Source organism: Aeromonas intestinalis (assembly GCF_054052485.1).
In genome coordinates, this window is record NZ_JBSTYK010000007.1 from 158,314 (window position 1) to 178,065 (window position 19,752).

Annotated in this window: 20 protein-coding genes; 5 read left to right on the forward strand and 15 right to left on the reverse strand. The window is 58.8% G+C overall.

Annotated elements, in window-relative coordinates; translation table 11 throughout:
* Positions 1 to 127: 127 nt before the first annotated feature.
* The 5 genes from ACW5W7_RS11020 to thrS all read right to left on the reverse strand — a co-directional run bounded on the left by ACW5W7_RS11020 (position 128) and on the right by thrS (position 5,657).
* Positions 128 to 2,122, reverse strand: a complete 1,995-nt coding sequence (locus tag ACW5W7_RS11020) for an alkyl/aryl-sulfatase (protein WP_456501723.1) — start codon at positions 2,120 to 2,122, stop codon at positions 128 to 130.
* Between the two features lie 399 nt (positions 2,123 to 2,521).
* Positions 2,522 to 2,878: a 50S ribosomal protein L20 gene (rplT, locus tag ACW5W7_RS11025; protein WP_005300683.1), complete on the reverse strand. Its 357-nt coding sequence runs from the start codon at positions 2,876 to 2,878 to the stop codon at positions 2,522 to 2,524.
* A gap of 14 nt (positions 2,879 to 2,892) precedes the next feature.
* A complete protein-coding gene (gene rpmI, locus ACW5W7_RS11030) occupies positions 2,893 to 3,090 on the reverse strand; it encodes a 50S ribosomal protein L35 (protein WP_005315535.1) in 198 nt (65 codons plus the stop codon).
* 86 nt (positions 3,091 to 3,176) lie between these two features.
* Entirely contained in the window at positions 3,177 to 3,725 is a 549-nt protein-coding gene (infC, locus tag ACW5W7_RS11035) for a translation initiation factor IF-3 (protein WP_434476195.1), read from the reverse strand.
* Between the two features lie 3 nt (positions 3,726 to 3,728).
* Positions 3,729 to 5,657: a threonine--tRNA ligase gene (gene thrS / locus ACW5W7_RS11040; protein WP_434662296.1), complete on the reverse strand. Its 1,929-nt coding sequence runs from the start codon at positions 5,655 to 5,657 to the stop codon at positions 3,729 to 3,731.
* 318 nt (positions 5,658 to 5,975) lie between these two features.
* On the opposite strand from thrS, the gene ACW5W7_RS11045 reads away from it, so the two are divergent.
* Positions 5,976 to 7,508 carry an EAL domain-containing protein gene (locus ACW5W7_RS11045; RefSeq protein WP_456501724.1) on the forward strand — a complete coding sequence of 511 codons (1,533 nt, stop codon included), beginning with the start codon at positions 5,976 to 5,978 and terminating at the stop codon, positions 7,506 to 7,508.
* 40 nt (positions 7,509 to 7,548) lie between these two features.
* Here ACW5W7_RS11045 and ACW5W7_RS11050 read toward each other — a convergent pair whose 3' ends face one another.
* Together ACW5W7_RS11050 and ACW5W7_RS11055 are read right to left on the reverse strand one after the other, a co-directional pair.
* On the reverse strand, positions 7,549 to 8,790 hold the full coding sequence (locus ACW5W7_RS11050; RefSeq protein WP_456501725.1) for a diguanylate cyclase domain-containing protein: 1,242 nt from the start codon (positions 8,788 to 8,790) through the stop codon (positions 7,549 to 7,551).
* A 4-nt stretch (positions 8,791 to 8,794) separates the two neighbouring features.
* A complete protein-coding gene (locus tag ACW5W7_RS11055) occupies positions 8,795 to 9,991 on the reverse strand; it encodes an EAL domain-containing protein (RefSeq protein ID WP_456501726.1) in 1,197 nt (398 codons plus the stop codon).
* 293 nt (positions 9,992 to 10,284) lie between these two features.
* Here ACW5W7_RS11055 and ACW5W7_RS11060 point away from each other — a divergent pair, with 293 nt between their 5' ends.
* Positions 10,285 to 10,893: a Crp/Fnr family transcriptional regulator gene (locus tag ACW5W7_RS11060; RefSeq protein WP_456501727.1), complete on the forward strand. Its 609-nt coding sequence runs from the start codon at positions 10,285 to 10,287 to the stop codon at positions 10,891 to 10,893.
* A 54-nt stretch (positions 10,894 to 10,947) separates the two neighbouring features.
* On the opposite strand, the gene ACW5W7_RS11065 is transcribed toward ACW5W7_RS11060, so the two are convergent.
* On the reverse strand, positions 10,948 to 11,538 hold the full coding sequence (locus tag ACW5W7_RS11065) for a tetratricopeptide repeat protein (RefSeq protein ID WP_456501728.1): 591 nt from the start codon (positions 11,536 to 11,538) through the stop codon (positions 10,948 to 10,950).
* A gap of 174 nt (positions 11,539 to 11,712) precedes the next feature.
* On the opposite strand from ACW5W7_RS11065, the gene ACW5W7_RS11070 reads away from it, so the two are divergent.
* Positions 11,713 to 12,768 (forward strand): PA0069 family radical SAM protein, encoded by a 1,056-nt coding sequence (locus ACW5W7_RS11070; protein WP_456501729.1) that lies wholly within the window; start codon positions 11,713 to 11,715, stop codon positions 12,766 to 12,768.
* Between the two features lie 22 nt (positions 12,769 to 12,790).
* Here the strand turns inward: ACW5W7_RS11070 and ACW5W7_RS11075 are convergent, their stop codons facing one another.
* Complete coding sequence (locus ACW5W7_RS11075; protein WP_349917579.1) at positions 12,791 to 12,970, reverse strand: hypothetical protein; 180 nt, start codon at positions 12,968 to 12,970, stop codon at positions 12,791 to 12,793.
* A gap of 251 nt (positions 12,971 to 13,221) precedes the next feature.
* Positions 13,222 to 14,622 (reverse strand): DEAD/DEAH box helicase, encoded by a 1,401-nt coding sequence (locus ACW5W7_RS11080; RefSeq protein WP_456501730.1) that lies wholly within the window; start codon positions 14,620 to 14,622, stop codon positions 13,222 to 13,224.
* Between the two features lie 339 nt (positions 14,623 to 14,961).
* Between ACW5W7_RS11080 and ACW5W7_RS11085 the strand changes: the two genes are divergently transcribed.
* On the forward strand, positions 14,962 to 15,747 hold the full coding sequence (locus ACW5W7_RS11085; RefSeq protein WP_456501795.1) for a substrate-binding periplasmic protein: 786 nt from the start codon (positions 14,962 to 14,964) through the stop codon (positions 15,745 to 15,747).
* Positions 15,748 to 15,841: 94 nt separating this feature from the next.
* On the opposite strand, the gene aroC is transcribed toward ACW5W7_RS11085, so the two are convergent.
* Positions 15,842 to 16,930, reverse strand: coding sequence for a chorismate synthase (aroC, locus tag ACW5W7_RS11090; protein WP_456501731.1), 1,089 nt, complete (start codon positions 16,928 to 16,930; stop codon positions 15,842 to 15,844).
* A gap of 12 nt (positions 16,931 to 16,942) precedes the next feature.
* Positions 16,943 to 17,878, reverse strand: coding sequence for a 50S ribosomal protein L3 N(5)-glutamine methyltransferase (gene prmB, locus ACW5W7_RS11095; RefSeq protein WP_456501732.1), 936 nt, complete (start codon positions 17,876 to 17,878; stop codon positions 16,943 to 16,945).
* A gap of 66 nt (positions 17,879 to 17,944) precedes the next feature.
* Here prmB and smrB point away from each other — a divergent pair, with 66 nt between their 5' ends.
* Positions 17,945 to 18,469, forward strand: a complete 525-nt coding sequence (smrB, locus tag ACW5W7_RS11100; protein WP_349917585.1) for an endonuclease SmrB — start codon at positions 17,945 to 17,947, stop codon at positions 18,467 to 18,469.
* Between the two features lie 32 nt (positions 18,470 to 18,501).
* Here the strand turns inward: smrB and ACW5W7_RS11105 are convergent, their stop codons facing one another.
* The 3 genes from ACW5W7_RS11105 to ACW5W7_RS11115 form a co-directional block, all read right to left on the reverse strand.
* Entirely contained in the window at positions 18,502 to 18,912 is a 411-nt protein-coding gene (locus ACW5W7_RS11105; protein WP_456501733.1) for an SRPBCC domain-containing protein, read from the reverse strand.
* 141 nt (positions 18,913 to 19,053) lie between these two features.
* Positions 19,054 to 19,263 carry a DUF4287 domain-containing protein gene (locus ACW5W7_RS11110; protein WP_456501734.1) on the reverse strand — a complete coding sequence of 70 codons (210 nt, stop codon included), beginning with the start codon at positions 19,261 to 19,263 and terminating at the stop codon, positions 19,054 to 19,056.
* A 59-nt stretch (positions 19,264 to 19,322) separates the two neighbouring features.
* Positions 19,323 to 19,721 carry a GFA family protein gene (locus ACW5W7_RS11115; protein WP_456501735.1) on the reverse strand — a complete coding sequence of 133 codons (399 nt, stop codon included), beginning with the start codon at positions 19,719 to 19,721 and terminating at the stop codon, positions 19,323 to 19,325.
* Between the last annotated feature and the right edge of the window lie 31 nt (positions 19,722 to 19,752).

A 19,752-nucleotide genomic window follows, 5' to 3' on the forward strand; every position in this document is an offset into this window, starting at 1 on the left:
TGGCGCGGCGTAAAGGTACGCCGTCGCCCCTGCTCCCTTCGCGTTCGGCCAAACCATGGCCCCAGAGACAAAAAAGGCGTGGTCCTGATGACCACGCCTGGTGTGACGAGCGGACGCTCAAGCCTTATCAAGGCGTCACGATGTTGAACCAGAACTCGAAGTTGTCCAGATAACCCAGCACTTCCTTGAGTTTGTCGGCGTTGCCGCTGATCTTCACATCCCCTGCCGCGACGGCTTTTTCCAGGGTGGTTTGCTTCAAGATCAGGTTGTTCAGGGTATCCCGTGACAGGGCGATCGTGGTATCGGCGTTGCTGGCCTCGCTGTTGGCGGTGTGGTTCAGCACCCCGTTCTCCAGCTCCACCTTGTACTTGCCACCGGTATCGCCGAAGTCGAAGTTCAGTACCGCCTTGGCTGCGCCGGACTTGGGCCCGTTCAGACGCACCGCCAGGTAGTCGAAGAACATGTCGAGCGACATGGCGCGCACCGTGTCCGGGCTCGCGGTGTTCGGGGTCGGCAGCGGCGTCACCCCGCTGCGCAGCTCCTTGGCACCGGTCAGGTAGAAGTTGCGCCACGGGCCGGACTCGGCCTGATAACCCATCTGCTCAAGGGCATCGGCTTCGAGCTCCTTGGCCGCCTTGTTGCTCGGATCGGCGAACACCACGTGTTTCACCACCTGAGCCACCCAGCGGTATTCACCCTTGTCGTAGGAGGCCTTGGCTTTCTTCAGTACCTCGTCGGCACCGCCCATGAATTCCACGTACTTCTTGGCCGACTCGGTCGGGCTCAGCTCGTTCAGGGTTGCCGGGTTGCCGTCAAACCAGCCGAGATAGAGCACATAGGTCGCCTTCACGTTGTGACTGATGGAACCGTAGTAACCACGGTTGGCCCAGGTGTTGGCCAGGGTATCCGGCAGCTTGAACTGCTCGGCGATCTCGTCGCGGGTGTAGCCCATGTTGGCCAGACGCAGGGTCTCATCGTTGATGTAGCGATAGAGATCACGCTGGGATTTGAGCAGAGTGGTGACCTCCTTGTTGCCCCAGGTAGGCCAGTGGTGCTGGGCGAACATGACCTCGGCCTTGTCACCCCACATGGAGAGCGCCTGGTTCAGGTACTTGGACCAGGGCAGCGGCTCGCGGATCTTGGCGCCGCGCAGAGAGTAGGTGTTGTGCAGGGTGTGGGTCGCATCCTCGGCGGCGGAGATGGCCTTCTTCTCCTCGATGAACCAGAGCATCTCGGACGGCGCTTCCGAGCCCGGCGCCATCATGAACTCATAGGTCAGCCCGTCGATGACCTCTTTCTGGCCCGTCTTGGTGATGATGTTGGTGGGGGCGATCAGGGTCACGGTCCCCGCCGAGGTGGTGGTCCCAAGACCGGCCCCGACCTGGCCCTTCTCGTCCGCCGGCAGCAGGTTGCCATACATGTAGCTGGCACGACGGCTCATGACGTTGCCCGCCATGATGTTCTCGGCGACCGCCGCCTCCATGAAACCATCCGGTGCGTAGATCTTCACCTTGCCGGCCTTCACATCGGCTTCGTCGACCACGCCGCGCACACCGCCGTAGTGATCCACGTGACTGTGGGTATAGATCACGGCCTTGACCGGCTTCTTGCCCTGATGCTCGTAATAGAGATCCAGGGCTATCTTGGCGGTTTCGGCAGAAACCAGGGGATCCACCAGGGTGAGCCCCTCCTTGCCCTCGATGATGGTCATGTTGGACAAATCCAGGTTACGCACCTGATAAATCCCATCGGTGACCTTGAACAGCCCGCTGATGTTGATCAACTGGGACTGACGCCAGAGGCTGGGGTTGACGGTCGCGGGGGCCTTCTGCCCCTCCTTGATGAAACCGTACTTCTGCGGATCCCAGATGAGGTTGCCCGCCTCCCCCTTGATGGGGGCTGACGGCAGGGCGGCGATGAAGCCCTTGTTGGCATTCTCGAAGTCGGTCTTGTCGGCAAATGGCAGCTCGGTCAACAGCTTGTCGTTGGCGGCCTGGGTGGCGGCCGCGGCCTCCTTGCGCAGATCCTCGGCGGCCAGGCTCGGCAGGGACAAGCTCGTGACCAGACCGGCCAGCACCAACTTGATGAAAAGAGGTTTCATTTTTCGTTGCGTGTATTTCATAGACACTCCTTGTTGCAAACGCTTGTTTTTCTCGCCCACACATTCTAGTCGACATACAGTTACTTAATATTGTTTTTCAATCAACTGTTTACAGAAACAATAACAGCGATTGACACATCAAGAATGTAAAGAATGGATGACAATGCCACTACAGAACGGAAAAACAACGGAAACAAACAGCGGAACAGAAAGGAGTGGGTAAATCGACTATTTAACTGCGCGACAGGCAGCATAAATGATGAGTCCAGGATGAAGGCAGGAAGCGCAGGCCGCCAAATTCACGAGTCGGCAGCCTGGTATCGACGCGACAAGCGATGACCACAGGTGACTCCCACGCAGGGAGGCGCCCAACAAAAAAGGAGGCCGAAGCCTCCTTTTATCTTTCATAACAGAACCGGATTAAACCAGCGCTGCTTTAGCCTTTTCAACCAGGGCGGTGAAAGCCAACTTGTCGTGAACGGCGATATCGGACAGGATCTTGCGATCGATCTCGATAGAAGCCTTCTTCAGACCGTTGATCAGACGGCTGTAGGACAGACCGTTCTGACGGGCAGCAGCGTTGATACGCGCGATCCACAGCTGACGGAACTGACGCTTCTTCTGACGACGGTCACGGTAGGCATACTGACCAGCTTTGGTTACCGCTTGTACCGCTACGCGGTAGACACGGGAACGGGCGCCGTAGTAACCCTTGGCGGCTTTCATTACTTTCTTGTGACGAGCGCGAGCGGTCACACCACGTTTAACTCTTGGCATTTTTCACATCCCCCTTATGCGTACGGCAGACAAGCGACAACACGTTTGTGGTCGGCAGCAGAAACCATGAACTTCGGCCCCAGCTTACGCTTACGCTTACTGCTCTTCTTGGTCAGGATGTGACGCAGGTGGTTGTGCTTGCACTTGAAGCGACCTGAGCCAGTCTTCTTGAAGCGCTTTGCGGCGCCCCGGTTGGTTTTCATCTTCGGCATTTCATACTCCGCATTGTGAGTGACAACAAAATCGCAAGGCGAACCGACTCATGAGGCGGGCCCCATGAGTCAATTTCTTGTGGGCCTTAAGATTTCTTCTTAGGTGCGAGAACCATCACAGCTTGACGGCCTTCGACTTTCGGGAACGATTCGACTACGGCCAACTCTTCCAGATCGGTTTTGACTCGCTCCAGTACCTTGATACCAAGATCCTGGTGGGCCATCTCACGACCACGGAAGCGCAGGGTGACCTTCGCCTTGTCCCCGTCTTCCAGAAAGCGAACCAGGTTGCGTAGTTTTACCTGATAGTCGCCTTCGTCAGTGCCAGGACGGAATTTGATCTCCTTGACCTGGACGACTTTCTGCTTTTTCTTCTGTTCTTTGGTGGTCTTGCTCTTTTCGTAGAGGAATTTGCCGTAATCCATGATCCGGCAAACGGGCGGCTCAGCGTTAGGACTGATCTCGACCAGATCCACTCCGGCCTCAAGGGCCAAGTTCAGTGCATCTTGGATGGAGGTGATGCCAATGGCTTCACCATCCAGACCGGTCAGACGAACTTCTTTCAGACGGATCTCTTCATTGATCCGGTGAGCGCGGGCTTGCGGTTGCTTGCCCAGTTTTTTTCCGCCTTTTATAGCTTATTCCTCCACTTTCTTTTGTCCGCGGGTCTGAACTTCCTGGGTCAACAGAGCAATCAGCTCTTCAACAGGATAAGTCCCCAGGTCAGCCCCTTTACGAGTCCGTACTGCAATCTTACCGGCTTCTACTTCTTTATCGCCGCAGACCAGCATGAAAGGTACTCGCTTCAAAGTATGCTCGCGGATTTTAAAGCCAATCTTCTCATTTCTCAAGTCCGCTTTTGCGCGAAGGCCCGCATCATTCAATGCCTTGGCTACTTTCACCGCATAATCGGCCTGAGCATCCGTGATATTCATCACCACCGCCTGGGTCGGCGCCAACCAGGTCGGGAACAGACCGGCGTACTCTTCGGTCAGGATCCCGATGAAGCGCTCGAGGGAGCCCAGAATGGCACGGTGGATCATCACGGGGACGTGGCGCTCGTTGTCTTCGCCCACATAAGTGGCGCCAAGACGGCCCGGCAAGGCAAAATCGAGCTGCACGGTACCACACTGCCACGCACGATCAAGACAATCGTGCAGGGTGAATTCGATCTTGGGACCGTAGAAGGCCCCCTCACCCGGCTGCAGATCGTATTTCAGGCCGTTCAGCACCAGGGCTTCCGCCAGGGCGGCTTCGGCGCGATCCCAGGCTTCATCGGAGCCGATGCGCTGTTCGGGACGGGTGGAGAGCTTGACCACGATGTTCTCGAAGCCGAAGGTGCCATAGACGTCGTAGACCATGCGGATACAGGCCGAGACCTCTTCCATGATCTGATCTTCGGTACAGAAGATGTGAGCGTCATCCTGGGTGAAGCCGCGCACCCGCATCAGGCCGTGCAGAGAACCGGACGGCTCGTTGCGGTGGCAGGAGCCGAACTCGGCCATGCGCAGGGGCAGATCGCGGTAGGACTTCAGACCCTGATTGAAGATCTGCACGTGACCCGGGCAGTTCATCGGCTTGATGGCGTACTCGCGGTTCTCGGACTGGGTAGTGAACATGGCCTGGGCGTATTTCTCCCAATGACCGGAGCGCTCCCACAGCACGCGATCCATCATGAAGGGGCCTTTCACCTCCTGATAGTCGTACTCCTTGAGCTTGCCGCGGATGAAGGTCTCCAGCTCGCGGAAGATGGTCCAGCCGTCGTTGTGCCAGAACACCATGCCGGGGGCTTCTTCCTGCATGTGGTAGAGGTCAAGCTGCTTGCCAATCTTGCGGTGATCCCGCTTGGCGGCCTCTTCCAGACGCTGCAGGTAGGCCTTGAGCTGTTTCTTGTCGGCCCAGGCGGTACCGTAGATGCGCTGCAGCATCTTGTTGTTGGAGTCGCCGCGCCAGTAGGCACCGGACATCTTCTGCAACTTGAAGTGGTGGCAGTGACGCATGTTCGGCACGTGGGGGCCGCGGCACATGTCGATGTACTCTTCGTGATGATACAGACCAGGCTGGTCATCACGAGCGATGTTCTGATCCAGGATCTCGACCTTGTAGGTCTCGCCGCGGGCTTCGAACACGTCGCGCGCTTCCTGCCAGGAGACCTTCTTCTTGATGACGTCGTAATCCTTGGCGGCCAGCGCCAGCATGCGCTCTTCCAGGGCGGCCAGATCTTCGTCGGTCAGGGTGCGGTCAAGATCGATGTCGTAATAAAAACCGTTGTCGATGACGGGACCGATGGCCATCTTGGTCTGGGGCCAGAGCTGCTTGATGGCATGGCCGAGCAGGTGCGCACAGGAGTGGCGCAGGATGTCCAGACCCTCTTCGTCTTTGGCGGTGATGATGGCGAGGGAAGAATCGGTTTCGATCAACTCGCAGGCATCCACCAGTTCACCGTTCACCCGGCCGGCAATGCACGCCTTGGCGAGACCGGGACCGATGTCCGCGGCGACGTCCATGACGGAAACGGCCTGGGCAAATTGACGTTGACTGCCGTCAGGCAGAGTAATGATTGGCATCGTGAGTTTCCTTATACAGTGGTGACCCGTACCAAAGGTCACATGCAGATTGGGAGAGTCCTCGAATGAGTGGCAACTCACCACGGTGTTTCACCGTTCACAATACGGTTAGTACAAGGGTGATACGCACGGTCGTGGCCGTGCTAGGCCCGTCATTCACAGGAACAGTGGGGGATTGTATCAGACGTCACAACACGGACAAGGGTGATGATGCATGCTGGTCAAAAATTGGCAGCCATTGACAGGGTATGGTGCTACAAATGGGTAGCCAAAAATAATGTTCAATTGACCCTGACATCGCGCATAAGGACGATCTGCATGTCGAAATACTCCTCCTTCTGGATCTTGTTGGCGCTGTTGTTGACCCCCTTGCTGCTGGTCGCGGCCCTGAGCCCGCTCCTCATCACCCCTATCAGCCGCCATCTGCTCACCAACAAGGGGCACGAGCTGCTGGCCTATCAAGACGAACGCACTCAGGCATTGGATGCCAGCGTGCTGACCCAGTTGGCCGGCTTTCAGTTTGACTGTGGCCCTATCGATATGGCACTGCTGCGGGATCCGGCCCACTACAGCCGTCATATCCGCTTCGCCGGCATTCGCACGGCCAATGACAAGAGTTGCTCCACCATGGGGCCTGGGCTTGCGATCCTGAAAGATGTCCAGGATATGCCCGGCCGGCTCGACTATCGCGTGACGGCCACCCCGGGGGCCTTTGGCACCGAGCAGGAGACGCTGATCTACTCCCAATATCAGGGCAACCTGGCCTACTGGGTGCTCGATAGCAGCTGGGCCCACGAGTTGATGCAAGACCCCTGCCCCGACTGCTTCTATCTCGAATTCATTCACCAGGATCCCGCCCTGGACCACCTCTACTTCCCCCGTGGCAATGCCGCCATCAAGACGCAACCGGACCGACTGTCGGTTTCCTCATTCGATGAACGCAACAAGGTGGAGCAGACCCTGTCGGCCGGCAATGAACTGCGCCACTACGTCGCCATGAAGTTGCGCGGCTACGGGTTGCCAGGTGCCATCCTCCTCGGCCTGCTGTTGACCCTTGCCTACTGGTTGCTGCGCAACTATCGCAACTCCCTGAGCGGGCTGCTCAAACTCGGGATCCAGCGGAGAGAGTTCATCCCCTTCTATCAACCCATTGTCGACAGTCGCACCCAGGAGATCGTGGGTTATGAGGCGCTCATTCGCTGGCAGCGAGGCGAGGAGTTCATCTCCCCCGGGATGTTTATCGACTATGCGGAGCAGCAGGGGTTGATCGTCCCCATCACCGAACAGCTCGTGCTCAAGGTGGTGGACGATCTGGCGCACCTGCCCCAGCCTCGCTGGGTCAGCGTCAACCTGGTCGCTGACCATCTTGAGCAGCGCTATCTGCTGGAGATGCTGAGCAAAGTGAAATGGCCGAGCCCGGACAGGTTGACGTTCGAGCTCACCGAGCGCCTTCCCATCACCAATATCAAGGTCGCAGCACGCGAGATAGCCAAGCTGGGACTGCGGGGGTATCACTTCAAGATCGATGACTTTGGCACCGGTTACGGGGGATTCGCCTATCTGCAGCAGTTGGGGATCCGCAGCATCAAGATCGACAAGATGTTCGTCGACACCATCGGCACCCAGGATTTCAAGCGTACCGTGCTGGATGCCATCATCGCCTTCGGCCACGAATCCAAGATGGAGATGATCGCAGAAGGGGTGGAAAATCAGGCCCAGCTCGATTATCTCACCAAACACGGCGTCTATCTCATCCAGGGTTATGTCTATGCCAAACCCATGCCGCTGGAGCAGGCCCTGACATGGAGCCCTCAGCAAGAGAGCGAGCCCGGCGAGATCAGACAGGCCTGAGCCTCTGCCATGAGGCGTTCGTGCCCATGGCAGACATGATTCACCCTAGCGAGATGAGAAAGCCATTGCGGCCCCGCGCTTTCACCTGATAGAGGGCCTTGTCCGCTCGCTCGCAGCTTGCCGCCGGAGGCTCATCGAGGCGGCATTCGGCAATCCCGATACTCAACGTAACATGCTCAGACACGGTCGATGATCGGTGGGGAATGGCCTGTTCTCGCATCCAGCGGCCAATCCTGGCCGCAACGATCTCAGCTTCAACGCAAGACGCCCCGTCGAGGTAGACGCAGAACTCTTCCCCCCCATAACGCGCCACCAGATCCATGTCATCCCGCGTACACTCCAGCAGACCCTGGCTGATGAGTTGCAAACAGGTGTCCCCCTCGGCATGACCATAGCTGTCGTTGTACTTTTTAAAGTGATCCACATCGATCATCATGAGACACCCTGGCATCTCCCCCGCCCGCCTTCTGGATAACCGCTTCTCAAGCCGGGTGAAAAACATCCGCCGGTTGCTGATCGCCAGCAAGGGATCGAGATTGAGTCGCCCCACGACCTTCTTGGTCAGCAGAAAATGTTGATACTCGAGCCTCACAATGACGGTGAGGACGTAATACGCCAAGGCCACAACTCCGATGACGAACAGCATCAAGAATGCGAGGTTGATGACAAACAACCCGGTATCCAGCTCAACCACAGGGCGCATATTGGCTACCAGCAGCGCGGCCAACATCACGACGCTATAAAAAGGCAACGTGACCATGGCACAGATAAACGATAATGGCAGCACCACACTCAATACTGGCAGCAACGAATATCCCATCGGTGCGACAGACAACATGTTGTGATGCAGGTGCAGCACCCACATCCAGGCCAGGCCGACAACATAGACGAGTGATGTGAATAATTTTTGGTGAGGTATGATGATGCAGGTCAAATGGCCTTCCCGGGACGTCACCCCACCTGGTCTGAATAAAAAGACCACATATGCAACCGAGGCCAACAAAAAAGAGAATATATCGACCTTGCCTTGCTCAAATGGTATCCATGCTGCGGGATTGAATATCAGCATGTCATTGGCATGTAAATAAGACAACCTTGCCCCTGCCAAGGCGAGAAAGAAAAGATTAGCGATAATAAAAGAGAGCATGCAGAACTTGCTCAATCTAGCCAGCCGGGTACCCAAAAAGTCATTGTATTGCAGTTCAGCTTCTTCGGTAATCAGGACCGATGATACAAATGTCTCATCACCCGTGGCGATGGCATCGATAATTCTCTCTCTCATCAGGCTAACTCCAGCAATTATAGAAATGGAGGGATGATATGGCGGGTGAAAAATAAAACCCTTGCATGCAGTGACAGCCCAGTGCTTTGAGTGCATGGATCTGATCGATGTTTTCAACCCCCTCCGCGACTGTCTGCAGCCCCAGGCTTTGGGCTATCGAGATGGAGGTTTTCACCGCTGCATAGTGGCGAGGATCGTCCAGCATTCGACTGATAAAGGCGCGATCAATCTTCAACTCGGTCACCGGATTGCGGATCAGGTTGAATAGGGATGCATGCCCCTTCCCGAAGTCGTCGAGCGAGAGCGCTATGCCATGCAGGCGCAGGCGGGCAGCGCCTGCCAGCGTGCGGGAAGCATATTGATGGCGCTCATCCTCAGTGATCTCGATACACAGGCAAGATGAAGGCAATCGGTACTTTGCCAGCAGCGAGACGACCCGTTCCGGATAATGTTCATCGGCGATCTGATCCGCCGAGACGTTGACCGACACCCGGATCTCACGGCCGGCATCACACCATTTTTTCGCAAATTGCAGTGAGGCATCCAGGATGACCTCGCTCAGCCGATTCAACAAATCATGGCGACGTATTGCATCCATGAACTGCGCCGGAGCCAGCAGGCCGAGAGCAACATGTTCCCAGCGGGCAAGGGCCTCAGCCCCCATCAATCGTCCATTTTGAATGGTTATCTGGGGCTGAAAATAGGGTTGAATATGCCCGCAGGATAACGCCTCGAGCAGCTGCGCTCTCGTCGGTTCAAACGCCAACACCTGCTTGTCCACATTCATCCCTTGCATCATCAGCAGGCTCTGCAGCGTGCAAACCAGCGCGCCACCATCCGCCATGGGGCCGGATAACAACCGGACATCAACCTGATTCAATCGCAGCATGTCGATTATCGACGGCAAAATGTCATGGTGAGTCTCTGACAATAAAATAACGCCAGTCCATTTCTTTACCTCAGAGAATGCATGAAGGAATTTCACGACATGGCTGTCCCTGGTGTTAAAGTCACACATGACGATATCAGGCCAGCCCATATCAGCCATGGACATATATGCCGCCAGGCAGTCATCGAAACAATGAATATCATCGGTGAATGCAGAACAAGATCGTACGAGACTGTCTTGTTGCTGACTAATAATGAATTTTTTTTGGGTTGCATCGCTACTCCAGAATGGTCTGACATCAGAACGTTCCATCTGGCAAAACAACGAACACTCCATGTTTCTCTATTAAATGCTCGGCATAAGGGTTAGGTTTATTTTATTTTTTACATGACGGTGCTTTCATATATTAACAATCCATAAAGGGAAGCTCTGTTCTTTCAAGAACATTGGCGATAATATCCCGGGTGAATAACGCTGTCGGTTATCTCGATAGAACAAGGAAAGCGCGGATGAGTACGAAACAACGTGACTGGCGTGGAGGGTTGGCGACCGACATTCGATGGCCCTGCCCCTTGCCCCCTCAGCTTCGCGATGACTTCATCGATATGGCTGAGCCGCTGGACCTCAAGAGATTGAATGATGGATTACCCGGTATCGTGTATATCCGCTCCGGCTGTCTCACCGGCTATACCTTCAGTGAAAACATGGATGCCTCCCTTGGCATGCTCCATGGTCATGGCTGCTGGTTTGGTATCCAGTCAATCCATGCGATCCCCACCCCGGGTATCTACGAGGCCATCACCCCCACCGAACTGGTGCTATTCCCCAAGGAAAAGGTGGAGTCATGGCTGAACCGCCATCCCGAGGGATACCAGCTGCTGTTCTTCATCGCCCAGCACATAGGGCGGATCCTGGTGCAGACTGGCAGCAATACACTGCTGTCGTTGACCTCCAGGATCATTTATGTGCTGCTGGAACTGGCCAACAAGGCGGCCCCGCCCAATGACGTCGAAAGCCGCATCAAGATCACCCAGCAAACCCTCAGCCACATCGTGGGCATCAGCCGCCCCAGACTGAACGAAATTTTGCATGTCCTGTCAGAGCTGGGGGCCATCAGGACGGAAAGGGGAACCATCGTCATCCGGGATCCCGCCGGGTTGAAAACGCGGCTGCACAGCTTCTCGTTTCAGTACCACGATCCACTAACGGCATGAGCACTCTCTGCTCTTGCCGCATCCAGGTAAGAAGGTGATGTCGAGGAGTTTGACTCAGGAGGTGCCGAGCAAGGGTTGCCAATTGAAGTCAAATTCGCTGCGCCCCTCCTCGGCCAGGGCCAGCTCCTGCAATACCTTGAGTGCCAGCTTGTTGCCTTTCTGGGAGGCCTGATAGAGCCACTGTTTGGCCTCTCCCATCTCCACCCGGCCATTGACCCCCATCAGGTGCAGAACCCCGACTTTCAGCATGGCCGGCACGTCCCCGTTGCGGGCGGCCCGCTCCATCCACTGAAACGCGAGGTGCAGATCCCGCGGCACCCCGACCCCGCGCAGATAAAGTTCCCCGAGCCGGTATTGGCCAAAGGCATCCCCCGCCTCGGCGGACTGGCGATAGAGTGCGAGGGCGCGCTCCAGATCCTGCTCGCTCCCCTGCCCCACCTCGAAGCTCCAGCCCATCAGGGCCTGGGCCCTCGGCTGGCCCTGCTCCGCCAGCGGCTGCCAGATCCGGGTCGCCTCCTCGAAATGGCCCACTCGCCAGGCACGGTTCGCCGCCGCCATTTCCTGCTCGGTGGAGAGCGGGATCAGGCGCCAGATGACCAGGCCGATGACACCGATAAAGAGCCAGCGTGAGGCAGTGGGTTTCATGATGTTTTCCGTGATCCAGTTCGCATTTCGTCTATGTAAACGAAATGTAGCGACAGATCAAGCAGGAGATTCATTTGCGATGCAGTTTTAGATAGCGCCCGATCAGCGTGGCTTGCACTCTCGCCCCATTGCCGCCACAATGACTGTATATATAAACAGTATTGGTATGACGAGATGGCGGGACGCGGCAGCAGCCACAATGTCGATCACAGATTCAGCGGCCCTCGGGTAGATGCCGTCGACGATGGCTGGCAGACCCAGGAGTGGGAGCCGGCGTTTGACGCCCAGGCCATCCAGACCCAGGTGCAGGAGATCGAGGCCAAGAGCATCATCAGCCACAACCTCTCACCGGATGTGCCTTTCGGGCGCTCCATCAACCCCTATCAGGGCTGTGAGCACGGCTGCATCTACTGTTACGCGAGACCCAGCCACGCCTATCTGGAACTCTCGCCGGGCCTCGACTTTGAGACCAAGTTATTTGCCAAGCTCAATGCCGCCGCCCTGCTGCGCCGGGAATTTGCCAAGCCGAGCTATCAGCCCCAGACCATAGTGCTCGGCGCCAACACCGATCCCTACCAACCCATCGAGCAACACTATCGCCTCACCCGCGCGCTACTGGAGGTGATGCTGGCCCACCGCCATCCGGTGGGGATCATTACCAAGAGCGCCATGATATTGCGGGATCTCGATCTGCTGGGGGAACTGGCGAAGGAGGGACTCTGCCAGGTGATGGTATCGGTCACCACCCTCAACGACACCCTGAGGAGACAGCTGGAGCCCAGGGCCAGTAGCGGTGCCGGGCGTCTGAAGGTGATCGAGAAGCTGGCCGGGGCCGGCGTACCGGTCGGGGTGCTGGCCGCCCCCATGATCCCCCGCCTCAACGAACCCGAGCTCGAACAGATCATCAAGTCCGCCGTGGCCGCGGGGGCTGGCTGCGCCGACTACATACTGCTGCGCCTGCCCCACGAGCTCACCACCCTGTTCAGTGACTGGCTGGATGAGTACTATCCCGGGCAGAAAGAGGCCATCCTGAATCAGTTGCGGGCAAGCCGGGGCGGCTCCCTCAACAGCCCCGCCTTCGGCACCCGCATGCGCGGTGAGGGGCAATTTGCAGACCTGCTGTCCCAGCGTTTCAAGCTTGTCAGCAGGCGCCTCGCCCTTGGAAAGCGCCACATTCCACTCAATACGGAGCGTTTTATCCGCCCCAACGAGCAGTTGCGGCTATTTTAACGTTGCCTTTACGCTGTGACGGCTAGCCCCGCGGCCTTGGCGGATAGGGACGTGTCGCCCTGCCCTCGGCAATCAGCTCCACCGGCAGGCGGGATGGCTCATGGGCCACCTCGGCGTCGTACTCATATTCGGTTGTCTGCCCCAGCGCAGACCCACCCCACATCCGGCTCCACCAGATCTCCCACATTACCCAGCTGGTCATAAGATGCTCCTTTGACGAGGCGTTGGCCCATGGTGACCGGCGGATTTTGGCCGCCTGTCGATAGGGGCAGCCTGCCCCGGCCAGATGACACCGGGATGACCGAACGGTGAAACATTGATGAGAGAACCACTGCGAGGCGGGGCGCCTGGCGCCCGGTCAGACAATGAAAAAGCCCTGCCAGATCTGGCAGGGCTTTGCATCAGCGCACGTTGACAACCTTATCGAGGGGAGAAAGCATCCCCACCCGGTTCTTACTGGTTGTGGCTGGCGCGACGAGGGCGACGGGCCTGAGCCGGTTTGGCGGCACCGTCAGCCGGGCGCTGGTCGCCCTGGGGCTTGGGCTTGCCACCGTTACCGGAGCGGGCACCGCCGCCGTTGCCACCATTGCCGGAACGGCCGGCACCCTGGCGCTGGCCTTGACCCTGCGGGCGCGGCGCACGGCGCTGCTCACTCGGATCGCGGGGCTCTTTGCGAAGAGGCGCACCGATGCCACGGGCGATGTTGTCCAGGGTCTCGCGGGACGCTTCAAAACCCGCCACCTGCTCGCAGGGGATGTTCTGCTTGGTCAGGCGCTCGATGGCCTTGATGAGTTTGCCCTCATCGGCCGCCACCAGAGAGATGGCGTGACCGGCGGCGCCAGCACGACCGGTACGGCCGATGCGGTGCACATAGTCTTCCGCCACGTTCGGCAGCTCGAAGTTGACCACTTGTGGCAACTTGTCGATGTCAAGACCACGAGCGGCGATGTCGGTCGCCACCAGCACCTTGACGCTGCCATCCTTGAAACCGGCAAGTGCGCGGGTACGGGCACCCTGGCTCTTGTTGCCATGGATGGCGGCGGCGCTGACGCCGTTCTTGTCCAAGGTCTCGGCTACCCGGTTGGCCATGTGTTTGGTGCGGGTGAACACCAGCACCTGCTGCCAGTTGTTGCTGGTGACCAGGTGGCTCAGCAGTGCAATCTTGTTGGCCTTGTCGCAGGGGTGTACCAGCTGCTCGATACGCTCGGCGGTGCTGTTGCGCGGGGTCACTTCGATCACCGCCGGGTTGTCCAAGAGGCCGGTAGCCAGCTCGCGGATCTCGTCGGCGAAGGTGGCGGAGAACAGCAGGTTCTGACGCTTCTTCGGCAGCAGGGCCAGGATGCGGCGGATGTCGCGGATAAAGCCCATGTCGAGCATGCGATCCGCTTCGTCCAGCACCAGGATCTCGACTTCGTCGAACTTCACGGCGTTCTGGTTGTAAAGATCCATCAGGCGACCCGGGCAGGCCACCAGTACGTCCAGACCACGGCGGGTCGCCATCATCTGCGGGTTGATGCTCACGCCGCCAAAGACGACATGGCTGCGAATTGGCAGGTGCTTGCCGTAGTTGCGCACGCTCTCGCCCACCTGGGCGGCCAGCTCGCGGGTCGGTGTCAGCACCAGGGCACGGATGCGGTTCGGGGAAACCTTGCGCTTGCTCTCGGTCAAACGCTGCAGCATGGGCAGGGTGAAGCCCGCTGTCTTGCCGGTCCCGGTCTGGGCGGCGGCCATCAGGTCACGACCGGCCAATACGGCGGGGATCGCTTGCTGCTGGATGGGAGAAGGAGTGTCATAGCCTTGCTCGGCAACGGCACGCAACAAGGGTTCGGCCAGACCGAGGGAAGTAAAACTCATAATTACCTGCTAGGGATAGTGGCGCCGGGAAGTTGTGGTGGGGCTCCTCTGCTGAGCCGATGCCATCTCACAGGGTCCGGGCCTATGAAGAAAACACGATTTCCCCGGGGAGCAGAGCAAAGGGGAAAGAATAGAGGCGCAGTTTAACGGAGTTGTCACAGTTACACGAGAAAAATGTGACCCCCCTCCCAGCACGACTGGAAAAAGCCCGTGGCCACGGGCAGAATGACGACGCAGTTACCCGTGTGAGCCAGGTCTGACACCTGCCTCGCTGACAAGGGTCTCGACATCCAACGGAACAGGAGGTTCTGGTTGACTGGCATCAATACAAGGCGCGCCATGCCACGGGCACTGGTGTCGACGCTGATATGGCTAGGCCTGAGTTTGCCCCTTTCCGCCCAGGAGACGCTGTCGGTGGCATGGAGCCACTGGCCTCCCTTCAGTCAGCGCGAGGCCGATGGACATCTCGATGGCGTGGACATTCGGCTGACTCGCCAGATCCTGCAGGAGGCGGGCCTCTCTCCCGAGTTTCGTGACATCCCCTGGGCGCGGGCCTTGCACCTGATCGAACGCCAGCAACTGGATATGGCCATGGGGGCGATGGATACCCCGGAGCGGCGCCAGTTTGCCCACTTTTCCGCCCCTTATCGGCATGCCAGCTTCGTGCTGCTGAGCCATCAGGGGACACAGGAAGCCCCCGATCGCTGGCAGGGAATTGCCCGTTTCGCCGATCTCTGCCAACAGACGAGGCTGCGCCTTGGCAAGCTGCGTGGCACCCGCCCTACCCCGCTGACCGAGGCATGTCCCTCACTCAAACTGGCGCGGGAATACAATTCGGATGACAAACTCCTCGAGCTGCTGCTGGCCCGGCGCCTCGATGGGGTCATCATGGAGTGGCAGCACGCCCAGCACCGGTTGACCCAGCTGGGGGTACAGGAGCAGATCCAGTGCCAGTTGCTGCTGCATCGGCAACCGGTCAGCCTGATCATCGCCAAAGGGGCCCTCAGCACAGCAGCCCTGGCCCGCATCGATATGGCCATCAACACGCAGCGCCATCTTGTCCCCACCCTGAGCGCCCCTCGTTGCCGCTTCGACAATACCCGTTTCCCCGACTCGGATGTCTGATCCTTTGCAAGATATGATGCAACAACAAGAAGGCGGCCCTGGGGCCGCCTTCTTTCTTTCACTGCAACGATCAGCCGGTACGCCGGCGGGACGCTCAACGCAGCTGGGGGGTCTGGGTCAGCACGCCCTGATTCTGGGCACGGTGGCGCAACAGGTGATCCATCAACACCAGGGCCAGCATGGCCTCGGCGATGGGCACGGCGCGAATGCCGACGCAAGGATCGTGACGACCCTTGGTGATCATCTCGGTGGCCTCACCGCTGGTGGTGATGGTCTTGCCCGGTACCGTGATGCTGGAAGTCGGCTTGAGCGCCATGCTCACCACGATCTCCTGACCAGAAGAGATGCCCCCCAAAATGCCGCCCGCGTGGTTGCTGGCAAAGCCGGTCGGGGTCATCTCGTCACGATGCGCCGAGCCCTTTTGCTCCACCACGGCGAAACCGTCTCCGATCTCCACCCCTTTCACCGCGTTGATCCCCATCATGGCGTGGGCGATATCCGCATCCAGCCTGTCAAACACCGGCTCGCCGAGGCCGACCGGCACATTGCGGGCAATGACCTGCACCTTGGCACCGATGCTGTTGCCCTCTTTCTTGAGCGCCCGCATGTACTCGTCGAGGGCCTCCAGCTTGCCCGCATCCGGGAAGAAGAAGGGGTTCTGCTCAATCTGGGATGCATCGAACGCCTCGGCCTTGATGGGGCCGAGCTGGGAGAGGAACCCCACGATCTCGATGCCGTGCATCTGCTTGAGGTACTTCTTGGCGATGGCCCCTGCCGCTACCCGCATGGCGGTTTCCCGCGCAGAGGAACGACCACCGCCACGATAGTCGCGCTGGCCGTACTTCTGGTGATAGGTGTAATCGGCGTGGCCCGGACGGAACAAGTCCTTGATGTCGGAGTAATCCTTGGAGCGCTGATCCTGGTTCTCGATCAAGAGGCCGATGGAAGTACCGGTAGTCTTGCCCTCGAACACCCCTGCCAGGATCTTCACCTCGTCATCCTCGCGGCGCTGGGTGGTATAGCGGGAGGTGCCGGGCTTGCGGCGGTCCAGATCGATTTGCAGATCCGCTTCGCTTATCTCCAGCCCCGGCGGGCAGCCGTCGACCACGGCGCCAAGGGCGAGACCATGGCTCTCGCCGAAGGTGGTGACCCGAAAGAGTTGGCCAAAACTGTTCCCTGCCATGCGTGCTCCTGCTTAGCTCTTGTAAATCGCGAAATGAGACTGGTATTGCTCGAGTTCTGCACGAGTCATCACGAAGACACCGTGACCGCCATTCTCGAACTCGACCCAGGTGAAGGGCACCTCGGGGAACTGCTCTTCCAGGTGGATCATGCTGTTGCCCACCTCGACCACCAGTACGCCGTCCTCTTTGAGGAAATCGGCAGCGTTGGCCAGCAGACGCTTGGTCAGCTTGAGGCCATCGGAGCCGGAGGCCAATGCCAGTTCCGGCTCGTGGCGGAACTCGTCCGGCAGATCCGACATGTCCTCGGAGTCCACGTAGGGCGGATTGGAGACGATGAGATCGTACTTGTCACCGGCTGGCAGGTCGCGGAACAGGTCGGAGCGGATGGGGATCACCTGCTGCTCAAGGCCGTGATCGTTGATGTTGCGCTCGGCGACGTTCAGGGCATCGACGCTGATGTCGATGGCATCCACTTCCGCATGGGGGAATTCATGGGCCATGATGATGGCGATGCAGCCGGAGCCGGTGCAAAGATCCATGATCCGGGTCGGCTCCTCTTTGAGGAAGGGCGCGAAGCGGTTCGCCACCAGCTCGGCGATGGGAGAGCGCGGAATGAGCACCCGCTCGTCCACATAGAACTCCCAACCGGCGTACCAGGCCTTGTTGGTCAGGTAGGCGGCGGGCACGCGCTCCTGCACCCGGCGGATGATGAGCTCGGCGATGCGGTGGCGCTCGCTGGTGGTCAGGCGGGAGTGGCGCATGCCGGGATCCACGTCCGGCGGCAGATGTAACGCGGGCAGCACCAGTTGCACGGCCTCATCCCAGGCGTTGTCGGTTCCATGTCCGTAGAAGATCCCGGCGTCGTTGAAACGACTCATGGCCCAGCGCAACATGTCCTGGATGGTGTGCATCTCGGCAACCACCTCGTCGATAAATATCTTGTCCAAATCCACCTCCAAGTCGAGTAATATCCGGCCCGAGCATTCTTATATAGCGAGCAAGACGAGTACCTGATGAAAAAAACGCCCTCACCCACAGACGAGGAAAGCCTGCTGTTTCGCGATGCGGTCAAAGGTACCCGGAAAATAAAGCAAGATACCATAAGGGCCGACTTGCGCCCGGTCAAGCAGAAACGCGAACTGCGTGAGAGCCGCGAAAAGCTTGGGGTTGACCACTTTTTCAGCGATGAATACCAGCCCCATCTGGAGGAGGATGGCCCGACCCGTTTCGTGCGTGAAGATGTGTCGGCCTTCGAGCTGAAAAAGCTCAAGCGGGGCAGCTATCCGCCGGAAATTTACCTCGATCTGCACGGCATGAACCAGCACCAGGCGAAACAGGAGCTGGCCGCCCTGCTGACCCTGTGTCAAAAAGAGAACATCCACGTTGCCTCGGTGATGCACGGCATCGGCAAACACATCCTCAAGCAGCGTATTCCCAGCTGGCTGGCCCAGCACCCCAATGTGCGCGCCTTTCACCAGGCCCCCCGTGAGTGGGGGGGCGACAGCGCCATCCTGGTGCTGCTGGACGTGGAAGAGTAAGCATACCGAACGGCAAACAGAAAAAGCGCGCCTCAGGGCGCGCTTTCCATATACCGCTTGAAGTTGTTGAGGATGCTCTGCCAGCCGGCTCGTTGCATCCCTTCGCTATGCTCGGATTCGGCGTCGAACACCTCCTCCACCCGGGTTCCCCCCGCCCCCTCCCTGAACCGCACCTGGACCTCACGACCATCGTCCATGACGTAATCCAGCAGCCCGGGCGGATCCACGGCGGTGAAGGTCCCCTCGAAGTCGAAGCCGATGCTGCCATCCCGGGCCGCCATATGGTGGCAGAAACGCCCACCGACGCGCAGATCCACCCGGCTGCTGTCGGTGTGCCAATCCTCGGAGGCGGCGTTCCACGCCATGATGCTGGCGGGGGTGTTCCAGCCCTGCCACACGGTGGCGAGGGGGCGCTTCACCCAGACGCTGACGCTTATCTTCATCCTGCTTCTCCTCTCGTTACCTCGCTCGCCTTAGAGGCTAGCGCCCCTCCAATCAGCTTGCCGCCGCTATGACATTCACTCGCAGGCACCAGTGAGAGGCGCTGCCCTCGACGCTTCTCTTCGAGTGGCAAGCAAAACGCGCTACCCCTGCGCCAGGAAGTAAGCCACCAGGGCGTTGGCATGGCCGTGGCCCATGCCGTGCTCCTCTTTCAACCAGGCCACCAGTGCCATGTGCTTTCGCTCTTCCCGGCTTGCCAGCAGCCCCAGCCAATGCGCGATGGGCTGGCCATATTTCTGTTCGATGAAGGGAAAATAAGAGGCGGGTCCCTTCACCTTGGGCTGTTCATCCATGACGGTCTCCTTGGGCCACGGCTCCCGTGCTGGTGACACGGCATGAACCTATGGGTTGCTTAAGGCTTGGGGGCAAACTGCTCGAACACCTGCTGCCCGGTCAGGGTCGGAGTGTCGTTCTCGAGCGCATAAAAGTCCGGCTTCTCGTCGATGAAGATCTGGCTCGCCAGCTCGAACGCCTCCCCCTGGAACAGGCCAGCAGAGAGGATGTATTCATCCGTCGGCAGCAGGTGGTAGAAGAGATGGGTGCCGCAGGTCGGGCAGAAGCCGCGCTCCGCCCACTCGGATGAGCGGTAGGCCACCGGAGTGAGTCCCTTGAAGCTGACCTGGGTACCACCATGCACCGCGAACATGGGCCCACCGGACCAGCGCCGACACATGGCACAGTGACACAGGTTGATTTCCTTGTGATCGCCGCTCGAGACGACGATCCCGCCACACAGACAATGACCTTCCATAACGCCTCCTGAAGAAAAATAAGGCCGATGC